22 protein-coding genes are annotated in these 20,884 nt (G+C 43.2%); 16 read left to right on the top strand and 6 right to left on the bottom strand.

The window, feature by feature from the left end; translation table 11 throughout:
* The first annotated feature begins 95 nt into the window (after nt 1-95).
* From WD019_RS19605 to fabZ, 11 genes are all read left to right on the top strand, one after another.
* Nucleotides 96-329, top strand: coding sequence for a DUF1146 family protein (locus WD019_RS19605; RefSeq protein WP_026677321.1), 234 nt, complete (start codon nt 96-98; stop codon nt 327-329).
* A 172-nt stretch (nt 330-501) separates the two neighbouring features.
* A complete protein-coding gene (locus WD019_RS19600; protein ID WP_425712561.1) occupies nt 502-1,245 on the top strand; it encodes a YwmB family TATA-box binding protein in 744 nt (247 codons plus the stop codon).
* Between the two features lie 30 nt (nt 1,246-1,275).
* Nucleotides 1,276-2,595: a UDP-N-acetylglucosamine 1-carboxyvinyltransferase gene (gene murA / locus WD019_RS19595; protein ID WP_425712560.1), complete on the top strand. Its 1,320-nt coding sequence runs from the start codon at nt 1,276-1,278 to the stop codon at nt 2,593-2,595.
* 243 nt (nt 2,596-2,838) lie between these two features.
* Complete coding sequence (spoIID, locus tag WD019_RS19590; RefSeq protein WP_425712559.1) at nt 2,839-3,855, top strand: stage II sporulation protein D; 1,017 nt, start codon at nt 2,839-2,841, stop codon at nt 3,853-3,855.
* Nucleotides 3,856-4,009: 154 nt separating this feature from the next.
* Entirely contained in the window at nt 4,010-4,882 is an 873-nt protein-coding gene (locus WD019_RS19585) for a M23 family metallopeptidase (RefSeq protein ID WP_026677324.1), read from the top strand.
* Between the two features lie 370 nt (nt 4,883-5,252).
* Entirely contained in the window at nt 5,253-5,519 is a 267-nt protein-coding gene (gene spoIIID, locus WD019_RS19580; RefSeq protein WP_026677325.1) for a sporulation transcriptional regulator SpoIIID, read from the top strand.
* A 131-nt stretch (nt 5,520-5,650) separates the two neighbouring features.
* A complete protein-coding gene (locus tag WD019_RS19575; RefSeq protein ID WP_026677326.1) occupies nt 5,651-6,652 on the top strand; it encodes a rod shape-determining protein in 1,002 nt (333 codons plus the stop codon).
* Between the two features lie 116 nt (nt 6,653-6,768).
* Nucleotides 6,769-7,599 carry a flagellar hook-basal body protein gene (locus WD019_RS19570; protein WP_425712558.1) on the top strand — a complete coding sequence of 277 codons (831 nt, stop codon included), beginning with the start codon at nt 6,769-6,771 and terminating at the stop codon, nt 7,597-7,599.
* 74 nt (nt 7,600-7,673) lie between these two features.
* Nucleotides 7,674-8,498 carry a flagellar hook-basal body protein gene (locus tag WD019_RS19565; protein ID WP_425712557.1) on the top strand — a complete coding sequence of 275 codons (825 nt, stop codon included), beginning with the start codon at nt 7,674-7,676 and terminating at the stop codon, nt 8,496-8,498.
* 12 nt (nt 8,499-8,510) lie between these two features.
* Nucleotides 8,511-8,807: a DNA-directed RNA polymerase subunit beta gene (locus tag WD019_RS19560; protein WP_425712556.1), complete on the top strand. Its 297-nt coding sequence runs from the start codon at nt 8,511-8,513 to the stop codon at nt 8,805-8,807.
* Nucleotides 8,808-8,876: 69 nt separating this feature from the next.
* Nucleotides 8,877-9,314, top strand: coding sequence for a 3-hydroxyacyl-ACP dehydratase FabZ (fabZ, locus tag WD019_RS19555; protein WP_026677330.1), 438 nt, complete (start codon nt 8,877-8,879; stop codon nt 9,312-9,314).
* A gap of 95 nt (nt 9,315-9,409) precedes the next feature.
* Here fabZ and WD019_RS19550 read toward each other — a convergent pair whose 3' ends face one another.
* The 4 genes from WD019_RS19550 to WD019_RS19535 form a co-directional block, all read right to left on the bottom strand.
* Nucleotides 9,410-10,633 carry a M20 metallopeptidase family protein gene (locus WD019_RS19550; RefSeq protein ID WP_425712555.1) on the bottom strand — a complete coding sequence of 408 codons (1,224 nt, stop codon included), beginning with the start codon at nt 10,631-10,633 and terminating at the stop codon, nt 9,410-9,412.
* Between the two features lie 542 nt (nt 10,634-11,175).
* On the bottom strand, nt 11,176-11,442 hold the full coding sequence (locus tag WD019_RS19545; protein WP_026677331.1) for a DUF6154 family protein: 267 nt from the start codon (nt 11,440-11,442) through the stop codon (nt 11,176-11,178).
* 110 nt (nt 11,443-11,552) lie between these two features.
* Nucleotides 11,553-12,242: an OmpA/MotB family protein gene (locus WD019_RS19540; RefSeq protein ID WP_026677333.1), complete on the bottom strand. Its 690-nt coding sequence runs from the start codon at nt 12,240-12,242 to the stop codon at nt 11,553-11,555.
* A 6-nt stretch (nt 12,243-12,248) separates the two neighbouring features.
* Nucleotides 12,249-13,820, bottom strand: a complete 1,572-nt coding sequence (locus WD019_RS19535; protein WP_425712554.1) for a hypothetical protein — start codon at nt 13,818-13,820, stop codon at nt 12,249-12,251.
* A gap of 158 nt (nt 13,821-13,978) precedes the next feature.
* Between WD019_RS19535 and WD019_RS19530 the strand changes: the two genes are divergently transcribed.
* The 3 genes from WD019_RS19530 (at nt 13,979) to WD019_RS19520 (ending at nt 16,397) form a co-directional block, all read left to right on the top strand.
* Nucleotides 13,979-14,923, top strand: a complete 945-nt coding sequence (locus WD019_RS19530) for an ABC transporter ATP-binding protein (protein WP_026677335.1) — start codon at nt 13,979-13,981, stop codon at nt 14,921-14,923.
* Complete coding sequence (locus WD019_RS19525) at nt 14,898-15,854, top strand: ABC transporter permease (protein ID WP_425712553.1); 957 nt, start codon at nt 14,898-14,900, stop codon at nt 15,852-15,854. The genes WD019_RS19530 and WD019_RS19525 overlap by 26 nt, the downstream gene beginning before the upstream one ends.
* A 93-nt stretch (nt 15,855-15,947) precedes the next feature.
* A complete protein-coding gene (locus WD019_RS19520; protein WP_425712552.1) occupies nt 15,948-16,397 on the top strand; it encodes a hypothetical protein in 450 nt (149 codons plus the stop codon).
* Between the two features lie 150 nt (nt 16,398-16,547).
* Here WD019_RS19520 and WD019_RS19515 read toward each other — a convergent pair whose 3' ends face one another.
* Together WD019_RS19515 and WD019_RS19510 are read right to left on the bottom strand one after the other, a co-directional pair.
* On the bottom strand, nt 16,548-16,976 hold the full coding sequence (locus WD019_RS19515) for a hypothetical protein (protein WP_026677337.1): 429 nt from the start codon (nt 16,974-16,976) through the stop codon (nt 16,548-16,550).
* Between the two features lie 18 nt (nt 16,977-16,994).
* Nucleotides 16,995-18,890 (bottom strand): PQQ-binding-like beta-propeller repeat protein, encoded by a 1,896-nt coding sequence (locus tag WD019_RS19510; protein ID WP_425712551.1) that lies wholly within the window; start codon nt 18,888-18,890, stop codon nt 16,995-16,997.
* Nucleotides 18,891-19,249: 359 nt separating this feature from the next.
* On the opposite strand from WD019_RS19510, the gene WD019_RS19505 reads away from it, so the two are divergent.
* Nucleotides 19,250-20,023, top strand: coding sequence for an APH(3') family aminoglycoside O-phosphotransferase (locus tag WD019_RS19505; RefSeq protein ID WP_425712550.1), 774 nt, complete (start codon nt 19,250-19,252; stop codon nt 20,021-20,023).
* A gap of 92 nt (nt 20,024-20,115) precedes the next feature.
* Complete coding sequence (locus WD019_RS19500; RefSeq protein ID WP_425712549.1) at nt 20,116-20,598, top strand: NUDIX hydrolase; 483 nt, start codon at nt 20,116-20,118, stop codon at nt 20,596-20,598.
* Nucleotides 20,599-20,884: the final 286 nt, after the last annotated feature.

Genomic DNA, 20,884 nt, shown 5'->3' with positions numbered 1-20,884 from the left:
TGTGCGTCGCGATCGATCTGGACTCGACGGAAAAAACTTTTTTTCTAATGTGGTAAAATAAGTGACATTACAACATACATGGAGGGAAATAAATGATGGACGATGTTGGGCAGCAGGCGCTATTGCGTTTGCTCGTACATTTATTATTTTTAGTCGTTTCCTGGTGGGCCATTCAGGCAATTCGCTTCGATCCGCTTATTAAAAAAGGAAAAGTGATTCAAGCACGGATATTAATGATTTTATTGACGATAGGGCTTTCCGCTCTTGTCAGCAACTTTTTTCTGACGTATTTGGATTATTCGACCCAATTGCGCTATTTATTCAAATGATAAAATCTGTCGTTTAATGTAACCGTTTTGTAACCTTTTTGTTATTAGAATGAAATAAGATAGCATCATAAGAAGCTTAAGCGTTTGTTTATGTCGGAAATTGACTACAACTTCCACGAATAGCACGTTTCTCTCTGGCAAGAATGAGAACTAGAGAGGACGTGTTGGGGATATGAAAAAATGTGTATTGTTTTTTATCTTGATTTTTGTTCTGGCAAGTAGTTTTGGCGTAAATGCAAAATCAAAAGTTGGTTCCAGTCAATTGACGGATATTGTAAATGCAATGGAAGCCAATCAAATTAAGGTTGCGAAATGGTCGTTATATACAAAAGGGACATTAGGTTTAATCTCGGATTTTAAAGGGTATGAAAAAATGGTCGGACAATTAATGCGGACAACTCCCGGTTTTAATTGGGAAAGCCTTGACTCCAAGCGCCCTCATTGGGAAGTGACTGGAACCCGAAGGAACAACGTGGAAGGTGTGACGGAACGGTTAACGTTAGTCCAATACCCCCATAAAGGAAAGTTAGAGACGTATCTTATTTATGCGGCCAAAGGCAAAGGCTGGCAGAATAAAAAGTGGAATGAATTTAAGGGGGTTTTTGACAAACAAATGGACACCATTTTTTCAAAACCTATGCCTGTTTTCACTTGTGTAACCGGTATGTTCAATGATAAAATGAACGTTGGTCTACAGAGTCAAGCCCGAAAACTATTACATACATTTTCCGCGGTTCCAATTGAGGAACTAAATGAAAAAACGTTTGTATCGATTTCAGCATATACTAGAAACTGGAATGAAGTTATTATGACTAAAAAAAGGAAAATGAATGTACAAATTGCACTAAGAGATAAAGGTTTGGGCAAGAAAAGGACTGTAACAATAGGAACACCAATAATTACGTCTGAATATTAATATAGAAATTGGACGCGGAGGGGAATATCGTTGGAAAAAATCATTGTCCGTGGTGGTAGGCGGTTAGAAGGCTCTGTGAAAGTCGAAGGAGCAAAAAATGCCGTACTGCCTGTCATCGCAGCATCCATTTTAGCCGGTAAAGGCACTAGCACGATTTACGATGTGCCAACCCTTGCTGATGTGTATACCATTAACGAAGTTTTACGTTATTTAAATGTTGATGTGAAATTTGAGAACGGCAAAATTCATGTTGATGCTTCTGGGGAGTTAAAAACAGAAGCGCCGTTTGAATATGTACGGAAGATGCGTGCTTCTTTCCTTGTGATGGGGCCTCTTTTGGCGCGTGTTGGATTAGCTCGTATTGCACTTCCTGGAGGGTGTGCGATCGGTTCACGTCCAATCGACCAGCATTTGAAAGGCTTCGAAGTGATGGGAGCCAGCGTTAAAATTGGAAATGGATTTATTGAGGCTCGTGTAAAGGATCGACTTAAAGGAGCGAAAATATACTTGGACTTCCCGAGTGTAGGCGCGACTGAAAATATTATGATGGCAGCCGCTCTTGCGGAAGGAACGACGATTTTGGAAAATGTAGCAAAAGAACCGGAAATTGTAGACCTTGCCAATTACATTAATGCCATGGGCGGAAAAGTAATCGGAGCAGGTACTGGAACCATTCGCATCGAAGGTGTGGATGAACTGTCTGGTGCCGAACATACGGTCATCGCAGATCGCATTGAAGCGGGTACGTATATGGTAGCTGCTGCGATTACTGGCGGAGACGTTTTAGTTGAAGGTGCGGTTGCAGAACATTTACGTCCTTTAATTGCAAAAATGGAAGAAATGGGCGTTGAAATTGTGGAAGAAGAAAGCGGCATTCGCGTTCGCGGACCGAAAGAGTTGAAGCCAATAGATATTAAAACAATGCCGCATCCTGGATTTCCGACCGATCTTCAATCACAAATGATGGCACTCCTTCTTTGCGCAAATGGAACAAGCGTCATTACAGAAACAGTATTTGAAAACCGATTTATGCATGTTGAAGAATTCCGCCGTATGAACGGTGATATTAAAATCGAAGGCCGATCGGCGGTCATCAATGGACCGGTTAAATTGCAAGGTGCTGAAGTTGCAGCAACCGACCTTCGTGCAGGAGCCGCTTTAGTGTTAGCCGGACTTGCTGCAGAAGGCTATACACGCGTCACTGAGCTAAAGCATATTGACCGCGGGTATGTGAACTTTACTGAAAAACTTGTAGCATTAGGCGCTGATGTTGAGCGTGTGAATGAAGAACTTGATAGCAGTGAGGGTAACGATTCATCGAAAGTATCCTTGAAGTCTAACCTTGCGTAAAAACTCTCCGGCCCCAGCCGGAGAGTTTTTTTACTTAACAAGGCCCGCCCGCCATTTAGAACAAGAAGAGCCTCTTTAGGATTTTGTTCTCGTATATACGGTGTGGATAGTGTGAATCGTTTTTTGCCGATTCCGACTAATCTCACCTCTCACTTCCGAACAAAGTTGCTTCTTGCAACTTTGTTCTAAATGGTTGTCCACCTCCATAAATTATAAAGAACTTTAAATGTGGAGGCCGGGTGAATGAATAAAAACGTCAGACCAATCGTATGGATCATCCTTATCTTTGCAATTGTCATCCTCCTTATTCCAACCTTGCTCGTATTGCCGTTTTCTTCAAAACACGAACTAAAAGGGAAAGAAGTAAAGTTGAAAGCCATTACGTCACATGAACATTCAACCTCTGACTTTGCTGTAGCAGTTTATCGAACCGGGGAAAAGAAGACGGAAAAAGTCCCTCTGGAAGACTATATTCAAGGCGTTGTAGCGTCAGAAATGCCGGCAGAATTTGAAATGGAAGCATTGAAAGCACAGGCGCTAACTGCACGGACCTTTGTGGTAAAACGGTTGCTTCATCCGTCCACGACCCTTCCCAATCATGCCGTTTTAACGGACTCTATATCCGATCAAGTCTATAAAAGCAAGGCTGAGCTGAAAAAGCAATGGGGGAAAGATTACGATCGGAAAATGAAAAAGATTGCCCGTGCGGTGAAAGAGACTCAAGGGGAAATTTTGACGTATAAAGGTGAACCGATTACCGCCAGCTTTTTTTCAACGAGCAATGGCTATACGGAAAACAGTAAAGATTATTGGGGAAGTTCGTATCCGTATTTAAAAAGCGTAAAAAGCCCGTGGGATCTTGATTCTCCTAAATATGTACAACAAGAGGCGATACCTCTTTCTACGTTTGAACAAAAGCTGGGCGTTACGATAGAAAACGATGGGGTAGTCGGTAAGGTAGAAGCGAAAACAGAAGGGAACCGAATAGGCAAGATCGTGATTGACGGAAAAAAATTTACTGGCAGGGAAATTCGTGAGAAGCTGCAGTTACGTTCAGCTGATTTTACGCTCATAAAAAAGGGCGATAAAGTGATTGCTTCAACGAGAGGATATGGCCATGGGGTTGGAATGAGTCAATATGGGGCAAATGGAATAGCAAAGGAAGGAAAGACGTACAAAGACATTGTCAGCTATTATTATAAAGGGGTTTCAATCACCAATTATACGCCGTCCGATATCCGGGCGATGGCGAAAAAGTAAAGGCTTGAAAGCGCAAAGAAAAAAACTTTGCGCTATTTCTATTTTTAATGGATAATCTTATGGCTTTTGTCGAAAAATAAATTTTTAAAAAATTTTTTCACCGAAGTATATATTTTCTGAATTCTGTTCAAAATGTTGCTGAGGTGATGAAAAAATGAAAGATGAAGAAAAACAATCTCAAAAGAAACCCGTTCCGCTTAAAGGAAAGAAAATGGAAAGATTGATGAAGAAGCGTTGGGTTTATCCAGCTATTTATCTCGCATTTGCGGCATTGGTAATCGCTTCGGTTTTATGGTATCAAAACGGTACCAAAAATTCGAAGGAACAAACGCCAAACAGCGCTTTTGACCAAAATGGCAAAACCATCCCTGTCAGTGTGTCAAAAGAAGTGTTTAAAATGCCTGCAGCCAATCCAGATGATGTCGTTGTTCAAAGAGACTTTTACAACCCGAACGAATCGCTTGAAAAGAAAGAAGCCGCTCTCGTATTCTATCATAATACCTACTATCAAAATCGTGGAATCGACCTTGTGACACGAAGTGGAAAAGCGTTTGATGTAGTGGCGGCTATGAGCGGAAATGTCATTAAAGCTGAAAAAGATGCGGATTTAGGTTTTGTCGTCGAAGTTGCTCATCCTGATGGATTAGTCACTCACTATTCTTCTCTAGAATCCATTAACGTAAAAGATGGCGACTATATTAAGCAAGGTGAAGTCATCGGTAAAGCCGGCCAAAACCTTTATGACAAAGAATCGAAAGTGCATGCACATTTTGAAATCCGCAAAGATGGATTTGCTTTTGATCCGAAATCAGCATGGGAACAAACGGCTGGACAAATTGCGAAGCAAATTGAAAATGCAAGCGCATCTGATCAAAAGAAAGAAGAAGCTACCAATCAAAATCAAAACTCTAATTTAGACAAAAACAGTGAATCAGAGTCTTCTAAAGACAGCGAAAAGCGTTCAGGTGAAGAAACGAAGTCACCGTCTGATTCAACTGGTGAGAAGACACACGAAAATCATAATTAATTTGAGTGAAAAAGAAGCGAAACCCACATTCGCTTCTTTTTTATGATTTAAGATGGAACCAGCTTTTCGCGGTTTCCGGCTTACTTGCATCTCCCCTTCCCGCCTCTCGAACAAATGGCATTGCAATTTATTTCGTTTTCCCTTGTCCCAGCTTGAGATTTTGGCATATAACCGCGCTTTTCTTAATAAGATGTTACAAAACCTACAATTCATTGAGGGTGAGCGGTGAGAAGACGTAGATAAGCTTGCGGGGAGAAAGGGACGGGACACATATAGTTACTTCAAGAGATTGCATCTAAGACAGGTCGCGTAGCTTGAACATAGAAGTCTCAATCGCATCTCTCACATCCAATTTAGGGAGGCGAGTGGTGTGCACGATTACATCAAAGAACGAACCATCAAGATAGGAAGGTATATCGTGGAGACAAGAAAAACAGTGCGAATGATTGCAAAAGAATTTGGTGTCTCTAAAAGCACCGTTCATAAAGACTTGACGGAACGATTACCTGAGATCAATCCCGATTTAGCGAATAATGTAAAGGAAATATTGGAGTACCACAAATCAATCCGTCACTTAAGAGGCGGGGAAGCTACCCGTGTAAAGTATAAGAAAGGTGCAGAAGAGGTCGTTCAGTAAGATCAACTGAAAAAATTCGACATATCCTTACCCTTTTTAACAAAAATTATGATAAAATGGTATATTGGATACAACTTCGTAAATTTACTGATTTTGCTAATGGGTTTCACAAAACAGGGAGGATATAGTGAATGTTTTCAAGGGATGTAGGAATTGATTTAGGAACGGCCAACGTTTTAATTTATGTAAAAGGAAAAGGGATCGTGTTAGACGAACCCGCAGTTGTAGCGATTGATACGAATACAGGAAAAGCGCTTGCAGTAGGAGAAGAGGCGCGCCGCATGGTTGGGCGTACACCCGGTAATATTGTCGCTATCCGGCCGATGAAAGATGGGGTGATTGCTGATTTTGAAGTGACCGAACAAATGTTAAAATATTTTATTAATAAAATTAAAGTGAAAGGCTTACTTGCAAAACCAAGAATTTTAATTTGTACACCAACAAACATTACATCCGTTGAACAAAAGGCCATTAAGGAAGCTGCGATGAAATGCGGAGGTAAGGAAGTATTTCTTGAAGAAGAGCCAAAAGTAGCGGCAATTGGTGCCGGTATGGATATCTTCCAGCCAAGTGGTAACATGGTTGTAGACATTGGCGGCGGAACGACAGATATTGCCGTATTGTCAATGGGCGATATTGTCACCGCCTCTTCTATTAAAATGGCTGGAGACAAGCTAGACAGCGAAATCCTTCATTATATCAAAAAACAATATAAACTTCTCATAGGCGAACGAACAGCAGAGAATATTAAGGTGAATGTCGCGACAGTATTCCCGGGTGCGCGCAACGAAGAAATGGAAATTCGCGGGCGTGATATGGTCACAGGCCTTCCGCGTACCATTACCATTCATTCAGAAGAAATAACGGAAGCGTTAATGGAGCCTGTCATGTTAATCGTCCAGGCGGCCAAAAGCGTTCTCGAAAAGACACCGCCTGAACTCTCGGCAGACATCATTGACCGCGGCATTATCATTACAGGGGGAGGGGCACTCCTTCATGGGATTGACCAGCTCTTTGCGCAAGAACTGAAGGTTCCCGTACTTATAGCGGAAGATCCGATGAAAGCTGTTGCCAATGGAACCGGACTAATGCTTGAGCATATAGACAAACTCCCGAAACGAAAATTGAAATAAAACGACTTCCTAAGACGCACATTTTCAAGTACTGTGCGTCTGTTTGAAGTTTCAATCAACTTTTAAAATATGTTGCCGATATAATGAATAGATCTTATATGTAAGGGGAGACGCTCATGCTGAGAGGGTTTTATAACGCAGCCGCCGGAATGATTGCCGAGCAGCGCCGGCAAGAAATGTTGAGCAACAATATCGCAAATGTAAATACACCCGGATTTAAGGCGGATCAGGGATCGCTCAGGACGTTTCCTAAAATGTTGCTTCAGCAAATGAGCAGTTCGCAAACGCCCGATGGGAACATAACGACAAGTTTCCCTATTGGAGAACTTGCGACGGGAGTATATCTTCAAGAAACCGTCCCAAAGTTCCTTCAAGGAGACTTGAAAGAAACGGGGTTAAAAACGGACATTGCGCTAGCAGAAGGAACAGTCCCGGTTAATCGGCAAACAGGCAAGCGGGGAGCGTTGTTTTTTATCGTACAGAACGAGGAAGGGCAATTGAGATTGACGAGAAACGGCCATTTTACTGTTGATCCAGCAGGGACTCTTGTTACGGCTGAAGGCTATAAAGTTATGGGGAAAAACGGCAAACCGATAAAAGTGGCGGATGAAAATTTCAAAGTAGAACCAGACGGCACAATTATCAATCAAGGAAAGGCATCCGGACAAATCGACATCGCGTACATCGATGATCCGTTTAAGCTTATGAAAGAAGGCAACGGACTTTACAGGCTAGAGGGCAACGGACCGATTGCGAGCGCCATAGGCAACCGAAATGTTGCTTATCAATTGAAGCAGGGATTTATCGAGCGCTCCAATGTAGATATGGACCGGACGATGACCGAAATGATGACGGCATACCGTGCATTTGAAGCGAATCAAAAAGTGCTGCAGGCGTATGACCGAAGCATGGATAAGGCCGTAAATGAAGTTGGGAAGATCGGATAATTACGTGTGAAATAAGACGTCATTAAGCGATCCGGGACGCAAAAGGAAAGTCGGCGAAGGGGAGGTGATCGGCAATGAATCAATCGATGATCATAGCGGCGGTATCAATGGGACAGCTACAACAAAAGCTGGATACGATCGCCAATAATATTGCAAATAGCAATACAACGGGTTTTAAAAGCCGTGATGTTCAATTTTCCGATTTATTATACGAACAAATCAACAATCAAACCGATCAAAAGAATGAAGTGGGTCGTTTAACGCCAAATGGAATCCGTGTTGGCAGCGGCGCAAGAATTGGTACAACATTGCTAAACTTGAATATGGGACCTATTAAACAAACGGAACGAATGTTGGACGTCGCCATACTCCATCCATCTTATCTTTTCCAAATTCGGAAAATGGATGCCAACGGAAACGAATCTATCGAATATACGAGAGATGGTGCTTTTTATTTAAGCCCGGATCCAACCAATCGAAACGAACTGGAACTTGTGAATGCTGACGGGGATCAAGTGATCGGTACAAATGGACCAATAACCATTCCCGCTGATTATAAAGAAATTAACATTGGACAAAACGGGAATATTTCGGTAACGTTAAAGAATGGGGTAAAAACGAGCAGGGGAAAACTCGCACTTGTTGAGGCCATTCACCCTCAGATGCTCCTGAGCATTGGACATAATTTTCAAAGCCCGGCCAATGTGCCGCTTAATCAAGTTTTACGAAACGTAAATGACAGCGGTAATATTGTGAAACAAGGTGCACTTGAAATGTCAAACGTAAATAGTACGGACGAAATGACGGAATTGATCAATATGCAGCGTTCGTATCAATTCAATGCCCGCTCCATTTCTATGGCAGATCAAATGATGGGGCTTGTAAACGGATTACGTTAACAGGTGATGTGGATGAGTATAAATGACCCGAGTAAGGCAAGAACAAGGCAAGAGCTAAAACAAATGGCTAAAAAGGCGCCGGCCACTCGCGAAGAAAAGAGAAAGCAGTTAAAAGAAAAACCGGGGAAAAAAAGGAAAAGGGTATTTCCGATCTGGCTTCGATTACTTGTAATTGCAGTCTTAGTTTGTGTCTGCTTTATGGTAGGGACAATCATTGGCTATGGCGTGATTGGCAACGGGAATAAAACGGATGTGTTTAAACCGAGTACATGGACGCATATTATCGACCTTGTGAAAAAGGATAAATAGAAATATACTAAGAAACAAGATGAAAATCTTGTTTCTTAGTATGTTCAAATAGGGTACCAGGAGGACAATATGTTAACGATTGACGAAATTAAAGAGATTATTCCTCACCGTTATCCATTTTTGCTCGTTGATCAAATTCTTGAAGTAGAAGAAGGAAAACGAGCGATTGGAATAAAAAATGTATCAGCCAATGAAGAATATTTTAACGGCCATTTTCCTGATTATCCGGTAATGCCGGGTGTTCTTATCGTAGAGGCGCTTGCCCAGGTAGGTGCGGTTGCCGTTTTAAAAAAGGAAGAAAACCGCGGTCGTCTTGCTTTTTTTGCGGGTATCGACAGTTGCCGCTTTAAAAAGCAAGTCAGACCTGGCGACCAGCTTCGTTTAGAAGTGGAAATGACGCGCGTTCGCGGCCCGATCGGAAAAGGGAAAGGTGTAGCGACAGTTAACGGTGAAGTTGTAGCAGAAGCTGAAATCACATTTGCCCTTGGCGAAAAGAAAGAGGGCTAAGCAAAAGCCTCCCGAATGGATTTTTGGGAGGTTTTTGCTTTTTCTTGTTTTAAGAAACTATTTTACGATTTCGACAAAATCTAACACCCTATTTCTCACTGAACAAAACGGCGAAGCAATTTGTTCTTTGCCGGTTGTAGCGCCCCGTCCGAAAGATAATTAAAAACGGCCGAAATGAAAAGTTTGCCGATCGTCAGCATAGAGCGTTCATCAACATCAAACTTTGGATGGTGGTGCGGGAAGACCGCGTTGATTTCCGGGTTGCGGCCGCCGACATAAAAGAACGTCCCGGGCACTTTTTGCAAATAATAGGCAAAGTCTTCCCCGCCCATCCGAGGGGACAACCGGATGACGTTTTCCTCTCCGATGAGAAGTGTTGCAATTTTCTCCACTCTCCTCGTTTCTTCCGGATGGTTCCAAACAGCAGGATAGCCTCTATGATAGGTTACTTTAGAAGAGGCCCCGGCACCACTTGAGACTGATTCCGTTATTTGTTTGATGGATTCTTCCATTAAATGGCGGACATCTTCCTCAAATGTACGTACTGTTCCTTTAATGGTTGCCGAGTCTGGAATGACATTAAAGGCTTGCCCGGAGTGAAACGTGCCGACCGTTAAAACAGCGGATTTAAGCGGATCAACCCGGCGGCTGACAATTTGCTGGAGATTCATCACAAGCTGGCTTCCTAATATAAGAGGGTCAACGCTCATATGCGGATAGGCCCCGTGGCCGCCTTTACCATAGATCTCAATTTCAAAGCTATCGGCATTGGCCATAATATAGCCTTCTTTTATGCCGATGGTACCGACGGGTTGGTCAGATGCGACATGTGCCCCATAAATCACATCTACGCCATCTAAACAGCCATCTTCAATCATCGCCTTCGCTCCTCCGGGGAGGACTTCTTCGGCAAACTGGTGAATGAAGACGACGTTTCCTGTAATTTCTTCTTTTACCTCGCTTAATACTCTGGCAACGCCGAGAAGAGCGGACGTATGAATGTCATGACCGCATGCATGCATCACACCGGGAACCGTGGACTTGTATTCTACTTCTTTTTCATCCTGAATCGGAAGGGCATCAAAATCCGCACGAAGGGCTACCGTTTTTCCGGGTTTACCCCCTTTTAATACGGCTACAACTCCTCTTGTGCCGACGCCGGTTCGTACATCAAGCCCTAAATCAGTTAAAACGTCTGCAATCTTTTTAGGTGTACGAACTTCATGAAAGGAAAGCTCCGGATTCCTATGAAGATCCCGGCGGAAGTGGACCAGCTCCGGGTAGATCTCTTCTAGTCTAGTAAAAAGGCGATTGAACATCTTGCTCCCTCCAAACGATGAATTCATTTTTTCCTACTTTTTCTGTAAAAGTGTTCGTGATCCTGCATTTAGAGAAAAAATAATAGAAAAGTATGTGTAAAAACTGAAAATGCGGGAATACTATAAATACCCCCTTTTTATATAACCCTTTTTCTCCCGCTTTCAAATGAAGGCGGCTTTTTTTTTGCCTGGTGCCCGTTAGTAGGAACTTGGCGGTTGAAGCAAGGGAGGTCGGTTCGGTGAAATAGAAAACTCATAAATCGGTGCAATTCATATAAAAATCTGACCATCGGACAATAAGTGCTAGATTTTGGACAATAAGTATTCAATTTTAGACAATAAACCTTACTTCTTGGACAAAAAGTAGAAAAAACAACTACTTTTATTGGCCGGCAGAGGCTATTTATTGTCCGATGGCACCTGGTTATTGTCGGAAATCTGTATTTTATTGTCCAATCGTTTCTAATTTGAATCGAAAGAATAAAAATAGGACCACATCCGAGAAGTTTTTATCTTGTGGAGGGGGTCGGGGAAGACAATACTTAATGAAGAAGGCGCCCTTCGCCGCTGTCATCCAGATCGCTATGCCCTAACCCTTCACGTTCGATTTTGCGGCGGAAGAGTTCGAGGAAGTAAAACGTCACCATTTCCTCGACCTGTTCATCGCTAAGTTCACAGGCAAGCTTTAAGAAGTCTTCCCGACTATGGTCTTGAAAAACTCCCCGTATAATCGCGAACAAGTCTTCCTCGTCACCGGTCAAATGGTTTTTATAAAGCGCATACAATTGATCAATAAACTTCACGGTCATCACCTCACTTTCTAGTGTGCCGTTTTAAAGGAATTTTAGACGGTGGGACATTTTAAATCTTTGTTATCGGAAAAGTAAAAATAGACCCCCTTCTTAGTGAGGATCTATCGTCATTGATTCACAATATCCTTCAGCTTCTTCTGCCATTTGTTGTCGTCCAATATGATCTGGAAGGAAATGCGGCGGTTTTTCCGCAGCGCATCCGGCGAGTTGCCTCTGGCGATCGGCTTGTATTCGCTGTAGCCGGTTGCCGCTAAATATTGGGCGTAGTCTTTATTCTTTAGTTTCGGATTCGCCTTCATCATATATTTGACGACGGCCACAGCCCGCTTACTTGACAATGTCCAGTTGTCATAAGGGACCGAATCGGTATGGCCTTCTACTAAAATAATATACAAATAACGGCTTAAGTCTTTTTCCTCGATGATTTTGGCAAGGGCATCGGCAAGCGGGCGAAGCACCTTTTTTCCATTCTCGCTAATTTCCGCGCTCCCTGTGTCGAATAAAATGTTTCCTTCAACAGCAATCGTATTATTCGGCCCACGCACGACTTTGTCTTTGCCAACGTTTTGCTCAAGCTGCTTTTCGATGACATCCGAAATATGTTTCTTTACATCAGCTACTTGCCCGAGCTCTTGTTTAATTTGTGTTTGGTCATAGGCGTTATAAATGCTTTGAACATAAGCCAAAATGGCAATGAAAAGCATGATGAGGACCATCATCGACATCATGTCGGTGAAACTCGGCCAATAAATTTCCTGTTCAGCTTCTTCTGCAAATACGTTTTTCCGTCCGCGCATGATGCATCACCTTCTTTGTACGGGCTGGGCCGACAGGAGCTCATGATCCGGATGGCGGTCCCGTGGTTCATAAATGACCTGGCTTTGCATGGCCGTCTGGTAGATCCGCTGAAGGAGATGATACATATCAGTAAGCGTCCGGTTGCTGCTATTTAAGTCACGTGAGAGGCCGTGATACAAGTTTTCCATCGAGCGGGCGACTTCTCTCATTTCATCACCGTGAGTGGTTTGATTGGACGCGTATTGCCGTTCGCGCTCCAGGACATTGCGAATTTGTTCAACGAAGTCACGCTTGATGAGCTCAATCGCCGAATAAAAGCCTTTTTCGAGCTGCCCGACCGAGCTGGCAAAATCAGCGGCTGCCCGGCCGTACTCGCCCTGTTTTTCAGAATAGCGGTAATACCATTCATCCTGTTTTTGGGCAAGGCGATTTTCCAAAGCTTCATGTTGGGTTTGGTAATGCTCGAGCTGTTCTTGCATGCCCCGAAGAAGTACGTGGTTTAATTCTTCATACTTTCTTTGCCCGGACTCAAGCAGCTTATCCGAGCGCATGATGAGCTGTTCAAATTTTTGCTGGCTTTGCGATTGCCGGTCAATGGCCGCCTTTACTTGTTTTTCAAAAGAGGAAATGTTGGCGGCAAGGGCGGAGATGCTGCCATCTACGGTTTTTTGTATCGTGCCGAGTTTAGTCGTCGTCTCGTGAAAACGAACGCCAAAGTCATCAAGCGTTTTAGCAGAAGTGGCAAAGCGTTCCGTATGCTTACGCTGAATCTCGAAAATCCCCTGGACGTCTTCCATGGCTTTCTTTAACCCTGCTGTAAATTGGATCATCGATGAACCGAAATCACCAATCGACTTTTGAAAGCTTTCTTCCACTTTCGTCACGAGGCGGTCAAGCAACGGCTCGATCCCATCTTGCGGCTTCTCTTTTGCCAGCGCGCTATTGAATTGATGATCAAGATACACTTCACAGTCCGCCATCACTTTTCCCTGCAGATAGGCGATGGATGCCCCGCGCGATAAAAAGCCGGATTGAATGGACGTCAAGACAAGCGCTCCGCTCACCCCGGCAATGCTCGTAATAAATGCCGTACTCATCCCTTTAAAAGGAGCTGTTAAGGATGCGATGATTGTATTGATCGTAATGTTCGATGATGCAGGCTGATGGCCTAAACCGAATAATGTATCTTGCATGGAAAGAAGTGAAAGCGTCAAGCCAATGAACGTTCCAAGCACGCCTAAAATGATTGAAAAAGAAGGAAGCTGCTGCAGAAATTTTGAAATGTTTCCGACCGGAACGCGAAAGATTCCGAGAAGCGGGATTCGCTCCTGGAACAAATGTTTTTCGATCAAGCCCTGTGTGTTTAATTGCGCAATCCCTGACAAATGGTAATGACGGTATGCCTGGCAAACCTCTCTAATCCAGCGTGAATCGGGAGTGCGGCTGTCAGATGCCTCCAACTCGCGCAGTTCCCGCAGCCATTTTTTTAAATAGTAACCGGTTTGCACATAACCGATCAATCCGCAAAACACAATGACACCAATGAGAGCGACAACGACTGCTGTTAACAAATTCATGAACGTATCCCTCCGTTTCCATACAAGCATATGTCCGAAAAAGGGAAACTTGCCCAAAAAGTGAAAGGAAACCACTAACCACTTTTCTAATAGAAATAGAGTTTAAAATCTGGTAAGGTAATAGAAACTCAGGATAGGCGAGGGGGAACGAAAGACGAATGAGTGAATATACCCTTGAATTGGAACAAGTGACAAAGCAGCTTGGCGGGAAAAATGTGGTCGACGGCTTAAGCTTTCGCGTAAAAAAAGGCGAGATTTTTGGGCTTCTTGGGCCAAATGGCGCCGGGAAAACGACAACAATTCGCATGATAGTAGGGCTCATTTCCATCACAAGCGGAGAAATCAAGATTAATGGGCTGAACATTCAAGAGCATTATGAGAAAGCGATGGAACATGTCGGAGCGATTGTCGAAAACCCGCAAATGTACAATTACTTAACAGGGTATAAAAATTTAATGCAATATGCCCGTATGGCGCCAAATATAACGAAAGAGCGAATAAATGAAGTCGTCGCACTCGTTAAGCTTGAAGACGCGATTCATGAAAAAGTGAAGACCTATTCGCTCGGAATGAGGCAGCGGTTAGGGGTCGCACAGGCTCTATTGCATCAGCCGTCCTTGCTTATTTTAGATGAACCGACAAACGGCCTTGACCCGCAGGGTATTTATGACCTGAGAACCTATTTGCGACGATTGACGAATAAAGGGGTATCTGTCGTTGTATCAAGCCATCTTTTGTCCGAAATGCAGCTCATGTGTGACCGGGTTGCGATCATTCAACGCGGAAAACTGATTCGCATTGATGATGTTATCACTATGGATAATGAGAAAGAAGTAAAGGTTCATTTTCAAGTAGATGATGTCCAAAAAGCATTCCAGCTTATAAAAGGCAGCCATCCGGAACTAGTGATTGAAAAGGATGGAAATGAGCTTATCGTCGAGAAGGCAGTAAAAGAGGATGTAAGGGATATGAACCGTATGCTCGTGATGGCGGACATTTCAGTATACGGCATTGAATGGAAAACGAAAACCCTTGAAGAACGGTTTTTAGAAATGACAGGTAAGGGAGGAAGAAGCGATGAAATTCTTGTCTCTCGTTCATAACGAATGGATTAAAATCGTTAACCGCCCACGAACGTGGATTTTTATCATTCTTCCAATTCTGCTCCTATTAGGTGTTGGCATTTATACGAAAACGCATATAGACCCGGCCGAACAAAAGCATTGGAGAGAAGGGCTTGCCGCGCAGGTGAAGGAGGATAAAAAACAGCTAGAGGAATCGGAGGAAAACGATGATCCTGAAGAGATTATCGCCATGCAAGAGAGGGACATTAAGGAAAAGGAATATGCATTAAAACATAATGTCCCGCCGGAGAAAATGACAACGTGGAAATTTATGAAGAATATGTCATGGATCTCAATGCTTCTTGGCTTGTTTGTCATCATCGTCGCCAGTGATATTGTCTCAAGTGAATTTGCCAGAGGGACGATCAAGATGCTGCTTATCAGGCCATACAGCAGGTGGAAAATCCTTCTCTCCAAACTCGTGACGACCCTGATTTTTTCATTTGCGCTATGGATCGGTTTTGTTGCCGCCAGCTGGCTGATCGGCGGCGTGCTGTTCGGTTTCGGCGGTTTTGACCAGCCATATCTCGTTGATAATGGACATGCCATCTATGAAAAGCTTATCTCAACCTACGTTTTTGAAAATATAGGCTTGCACTTGATTGAATTTACGGTACTTGTCGTACTTGCCTTCTTAATTTCTACTATTTTTTACAGCAATGCTATCGCAATCGGTGTTTCGATGCTCGTCATGCTGGCCGGAAATACAATTCTTCTCTTTATCGCCGATAAGCCGTGGGCAAAATACACACTTTTTGCGAATCTAGATTTAACTCAATTTATCGATAAGCAAGAAACGCTCGTTGAAGGACTAACCCTTCCATTCTCCTTAACCGTGCTGGCCATCTATGCAATTGTTATGCTCGCGATTACATTTGCTATTTTCCAAAAGCGGGATGTCACGTCCTAGAGGCGGTGGTGAGATGTAGGGAAGTTGCCATGGACTTTAATCGTTCCGTGACAATCTCTTACCCAAATACTCTTTTAAAGGGGAGCTTATTTTATGGTCGGAAGAAAATTAAATACGGCCTTAGTGGTTGCTAGTATTAATGCTATTTTGTATGCTGTTATATCTGTAATTATTGCTATTATTGGAAAATTAAGGTTTAATGAGCCGGATGCTCTTTATTTGGCGGGTGTTGGGGCATCACTCTTTGTTTTTTTATATTCATTGCCCGGGGTCGTCCTGTACGGTTTGCCGGTTTCCGTTCTTTCTGAATACGTCACAAAACATGTGAAAAGGCGAAAGATATATTCATTTATAATCCATCTACTATTTGGGGTGACCTTCGTCTTTTTCTTTCAGACGATCACGGAACAACGTATTGCAATTAGAGAGTTGCAGACAATCTTAAATAAGTACGGATTGATTATGATTTTTTCCACCCTTTCCTCCGTTCTATTTTGGTTCATAGAAGAAGTAAAAAGAAGGAACCGTAAGCAGTTCCAGTGAATTTTGTGTGTTTTTGAAAGAATAGACAGAGCGGCGGTGATAATGTCTTCGCCGCTTCGTGATGTTTTCAATCTCTAATTTGGGATTTTTTCATTTGCAAGAAAAAAGAAGTGATGATCAGCGGGCTTCGCCAATCATCACTTCATCGTATTATTCGAGGAAGAAACTGACCTTCCAGTTGCCTTGTTGATTCAATAAAGAATGCGTAACCATTGTGACCCATGCGCCTTGCGGTCGATACTGGTGAATAGGGGCAATGATCGTTCCGCGATACGTATGGTCATTCACTTTCTTGTAGGCCACCGATTGTCCACGCACTTCCGCATGGCCATACCATATATGCGGATGCTTCACCGGTGCCCCGGCACTGGTCATTTGCGCACTCTGGGGGCCGTTCACCATGACGGTGTAATCGATTTTCATCTTCTGATCATTGTCAAACCGTGTAACACGGTTGATCGTCAATCTTATGTTGTTGTTTGAATAGGAGCCGACATACGCTTCGCTGTGTCCACTTTGTAAGAGGAGGGCGAAGACGAGGACGAGCACCGTCAGGATCGCTTGCTTTTGTCTCGGCATGTTTATCACCATCCTTTTTTACTTTTTCTTCGAGAGCCATTCGGCAAGTGCATCGGCATCGGCGCCTTTGACAAGTCCGCCAGGCATGCGGCCGCTGCCATTTTCAATCTGCTTCAATATTTGATCTTTCGACATCGATTTACCGACATGCTGCAAGTCCGGAGCGCTGCCGCCTTCCAGATTGGCACCATGGCAAGACGCACAATTGTTTTTGTAAATCGTGGCCGGGCTTGCATTTGGTTTCTGGGTTTCGTTCCGTCCGAATCTTCCCTCACCGGCAGATTTCGGCGGTTTCTTGCTGCCGCCAAGGCCGAATGTTGTCACTTTCGTCCCGTCCGCGATGATCGTGACGTATTCTTTTCCGTTGTGTTCATATACGGTCGGCGCCATCTTGATTTGTGAGCCGCCGCTCTTCATATGCCAGAGGATTTTTCCTTTTTTAATATCAAGTGCATTCATCGTCCCGTCGAGTTCAGCGTAGAAGGCAATTCCGCTTGCTGTACTTGTGAGCCCGCCGCGATTTTCTTGCCCTGTTTTCACTTCATACACTTTCTTGCCGGTATTCACATCAATCGCTGAAACGTTGCCGGATGGTTTAATGTTCGGCGGGTTTGGTAAGATGTCTGTGCCCGGGAACGTGTTATCCTTTTTCCCGATCATCGCATTATCTTTTGCAGCAACGGCAATCGATGGCTTGTTTGTACCCGGAATCAACACGTAGTTGGTTGCCGGATCGTACGTTTCTGGTGCGTAATTTTCACCGCCTTCAGTTCCCGGCCATTGTGGGATCGCCTTATTCTTATCCCATGGTACGGCGGAGTGCTTAATTTTCACGAACGGTATCCCGTCATAGATAACGTCGCCAGTCTTTGCATCCCAGGCGTACCATTTTCCGTTCTTGCCTCCTTCAACGACGATTTTGCGCTGCTTACCTTTCACTTTCGCTTTTAAAATCATAGGTGGAGCGGCTGCATCATAGTCCCAAATGTCGTGTTTCTCTTCTACACCGGCCCATACTCGTTTTCCAGTCTTTGCATTTAAAGCAACGACCGAGTCAGTATCAGGGTTGGCGCCTTTTCGGTCTTTATCGTAAAAGTCGGGTGCTGGATTGCCGACGGAGAAATACATCATGTCGGTTTCTGGATCAAAGGACATCGGCATCCATACCGAACCACCGCCAGTATACTTCCCTTTGCTCCAACCTTGTCCGCGCTTCGGGACAGTCCAGTAAATCCATGCCGGCTTTAAGTCGTCGGCTTTGAGTGCGAGCACATAGCCGCGCGCACCGTTGTCACCACCGCTTGATCCGACATATACATTACCTTTATAGTACATCGGCGCGGTCGTTTGATATTGGCGATTTTCGAGCTTTAATTCCGGATAGTAGTCCCAGAAATTGACCATTTTCTTTAATTTCCCAGTCTTCGCATCCAATTTTGCCAACCGTTCATCGGTCAACAGCACATAGACATCATTGCCGTTGACGGCGACACCGCGGCTAGCGACATTGGATTGCCATTTCGAGTTGTGGATATGGTCCAAGATTTCTTTCGACGGTTTCCATTGCCACTTTTTCTCGCCGCTTCCGGCATCAAGTGCGAACACATAGTTGCTCGCTGTCGTAACGTACATGACACCGTCCTTCACAACAGGAAAGTCCTGTTGCGCGCTAGGGACGGAAGCATCCCATTTCGTCAAATCTTTTTGCCAGACGATACCCATTTGATTCACGTTATCTTTCGTAATTTCTTTAAAAGGGACGTGCCTTGTTTGGCCATAGTCATAACCGAACAATGGATAACCGCGGCTCTGTTTTGTCGGTTTTGCTGGTTTTGTTCCCTGATTGTTTTTACAGCCGCTGATCAGGAAACAGAGTGCAATAAGGACACATACGCCCTTCCATACTCGTTTCATCTTTGCGTTCCTCCTGTTCTTTACCCTCGCCGAACGGGTGCTTTGTCATTGTTTATCACCCGAGTGGTCATGAAGTATTGGTCTTTGTTTTGCGTGTAAAGAAATATGTGGAAAGTCGTCACTTCCTTCTCATTCAAAGTTATGGAAAATTAATGGATGGTTATAGCGTGAGCAAATGTTCAATAATTATTCAAAAAATGGCAGAAGAGGAAACGACATTGAATCGTTGAAAGGTAAGAAAAGTTTACAATTTTATTTTCAGATGTAAAAATATTCAAATTAATTCAAGTTTGGAAATAAAATGTAGTTTCTTATGGTAAAATTGCATTAATTATACGGAAAGAACAGAAGGTGAAATCATGCTAAACAACCTCCCGGAAGATCTAGATCGATTGCTGGGCGGCGCCAAATGGGAACCTAATAAAATTGGCCGCTCCGGTGTGGACGTTTACAGAATAGAGGGAAAAGATCAAAACATGTTTTTGAAAGTGAGAACAGATTCGAAGGCGGAGCGGTTAAGACGTGAACATGAAGTATTGCACTGGTTAAATGGCAAACTGCCTGTTCCAAACGTTTTGTATTATGAGGATCGTGGCGACAAAGAGTGGCTCCTTATGTCAGAAATTAGCGGCTATATGCCGTTTGATGAACGGTTTCAAAATAAAGAACGAGTCATTCGAGATCTTGCGCAAGGCTTGAGGCAAATTCATTCTGTGCCAATCGGGCATTGCCCTTATCATCGATACACGGAAGAACTCATTGAAGAGGCGGAAAGAAGGGTGAGAGAAAATCTCGTTGATGTAAATGATTTTGATGAACATAACCAGGGGAAAAGCCCGGAAGAGTTGTTTGGCATTTTGTTGGAAACAAGACCGAAAGAAAATGACTATATATTTGCACATGGGGATTACTGTGTCCCGAATATTATTTTGACTGAAAACGGCGTCAATGGATATATCGATTGGGGAAGGGGAGGGGTAGCCGACCGGCATCTTGATCTTGCCCTGGCCAAGAGAAGCATTACATATAACTTCGGTGAAAAATGGGTCCCGGTTTTCTTTGAAGCATATGGACAAGTAGCTGTTGATGAAGAGAAACTGGCATTTTTCCAGCTGCTGGATGAGTTTTTTTAGAAAAAGCAAAAAGGCCACTAACGGGGACACAAAGAGAGATGAAGAACTTTTTATGAATATTTGAATTAAGGGATTGAATAGAGGAGGTATTTATGGAGATTTGGGATATTTACGACAAAAATAGAACGAAAACAAATAGAACCCATTTACGTGGTACTCCGTTGGCCAGTGGTGATTATCATATAGTTGTACATGTCTGGATAAGGAATAAAAAGGGTGAAATTCTTCTAACAAAAAGACATCCTGATAAACCTCATCCTCATCTATGGGAATGTCCAGGCGGCTCTATTTTAGCGGGTGAAAATAGCCTCGAAGGTGCTATACGAGAAGTAAAAGAAGAAATCGGAATCACTTTGTCCAAGTCTAATGGAAAGTTAATTAAAAGCGAACGCAGGGATGTTTGTAATGACTTTTGTGATATATGGCTTTTTAACCAAAGCTTTGAAATTACAGAAACCGCACTTCAAGAAAATGAAGTGATCGATATTCAATGGGTAACAAAATCAGAGCTAGAAAGTAGGTATCATTCTAATTACATAGTACCAACTCTTAGTTATTTTAAATTAATCTTTTAGCGAATCCGTCTTTAATTAACGTGTGCAAATATGTAATTTTGATCCAAGTTGGAGGCTTTTTCTAACATTATTTTACTTGTACTAAGTATATATAGTAGTATAGGTTTGAGGTCAGGAAATTATTGGGAGGTTTTTGGATGAAAGGGAAATTAGTTTTAACTCTTAGTTTGGCAGGAGGTATAGGATTATCCATTGGTTTGTTGAAGACTTTCAAAGTACAAAAGTATTTGCACAAAGTGGACAATCAAAAGTGGAAGAAGGACAAATTTTTCTCACTAATGATGGA

The organism is Fictibacillus sp. Mic-4 (assembly GCF_049843615.1).
Classification (GTDB): Bacteria; Bacillota; Bacilli; order Bacillales; family Fictibacillaceae; genus Fictibacillus_A; species Fictibacillus_A gelatini.
Note: the sequence above shows the minus strand (reverse complement) of the source record. Positions and strands in the feature narration are given on the sequence as shown.

Excerpts from the sequence above, each read along its gene's own strand:
- WD019_RS19585 (WP_026677324.1), top strand. The coding sequence starts at position 4,010 with ATGAAAGATGAAGAAAAACAATCTCAAAAGAAACCCGTTCCGCTTAAA.
- WD019_RS19510 (WP_425712551.1), bottom strand. The coding sequence starts at position 18,890 with ATGAAACGAGTATGGAAGGGCGTATGTGTCCTTATTGCACTCTGTTTC.
- WD019_RS19600 (WP_425712561.1), top strand. The coding sequence starts at position 502 with ATGAAAAAATGTGTATTGTTTTTTATCTTGATTTTTGTTCTGGCAAGT.
- WD019_RS19530 (WP_026677335.1), top strand. The coding sequence starts at position 13,979 with ATGAGTGAATATACCCTTGAATTGGAACAAGTGACAAAGCAGCTTGGC.
- WD019_RS19605 (WP_026677321.1), top strand. The coding sequence starts at position 96 with ATGGACGATGTTGGGCAGCAGGCGCTATTGCGTTTGCTCGTACATTTA.
- WD019_RS19500 (WP_425712549.1), top strand. The coding sequence starts at position 20,116 with ATGGAGATTTGGGATATTTACGACAAAAATAGAACGAAAACAAATAGA.
- WD019_RS19535 (WP_425712554.1), bottom strand. The coding sequence starts at position 13,820 with ATGAATTTGTTAACAGCAGTCGTTGTCGCTCTCATTGGTGTCATTGTG.
- WD019_RS19540 (WP_026677333.1), bottom strand. The coding sequence starts at position 12,242 with ATGCGCGGACGGAAAAACGTATTTGCAGAAGAAGCTGAACAGGAAATT.
- WD019_RS19575 (WP_026677326.1), top strand. The coding sequence starts at position 5,651 with ATGTTTTCAAGGGATGTAGGAATTGATTTAGGAACGGCCAACGTTTTA.
- WD019_RS19525 (WP_425712553.1), top strand. The coding sequence starts at position 14,898 with ATGAAATTCTTGTCTCTCGTTCATAACGAATGGATTAAAATCGTTAAC.
- WD019_RS19565 (WP_425712557.1), top strand. The coding sequence starts at position 7,674 with ATGAATCAATCGATGATCATAGCGGCGGTATCAATGGGACAGCTACAA.
- WD019_RS19520 (WP_425712552.1), top strand. The coding sequence starts at position 15,948 with ATGGTCGGAAGAAAATTAAATACGGCCTTAGTGGTTGCTAGTATTAAT.
- WD019_RS19515 (WP_026677337.1), bottom strand. The coding sequence starts at position 16,976 with ATGCCGAGACAAAAGCAAGCGATCCTGACGGTGCTCGTCCTCGTCTTC.
- WD019_RS19560 (WP_425712556.1), top strand. The coding sequence starts at position 8,511 with ATGAGTATAAATGACCCGAGTAAGGCAAGAACAAGGCAAGAGCTAAAA.
- WD019_RS19545 (WP_026677331.1), bottom strand. The coding sequence starts at position 11,442 with ATGACCGTGAAGTTTATTGATCAATTGTATGCGCTTTATAAAAACCAT.
- WD019_RS19550 (WP_425712555.1), bottom strand. The coding sequence starts at position 10,633 with ATGTTCAATCGCCTTTTTACTAGACTAGAAGAGATCTACCCGGAGCTG.
- WD019_RS19505 (WP_425712550.1), top strand. The coding sequence starts at position 19,250 with ATGCTAAACAACCTCCCGGAAGATCTAGATCGATTGCTGGGCGGCGCC.
- fabZ (WP_026677330.1), top strand. The coding sequence starts at position 8,877 with ATGTTAACGATTGACGAAATTAAAGAGATTATTCCTCACCGTTATCCA.
- spoIID (WP_425712559.1), top strand. The coding sequence starts at position 2,839 with ATGAATAAAAACGTCAGACCAATCGTATGGATCATCCTTATCTTTGCA.
- WD019_RS19570 (WP_425712558.1), top strand. The coding sequence starts at position 6,769 with ATGCTGAGAGGGTTTTATAACGCAGCCGCCGGAATGATTGCCGAGCAG.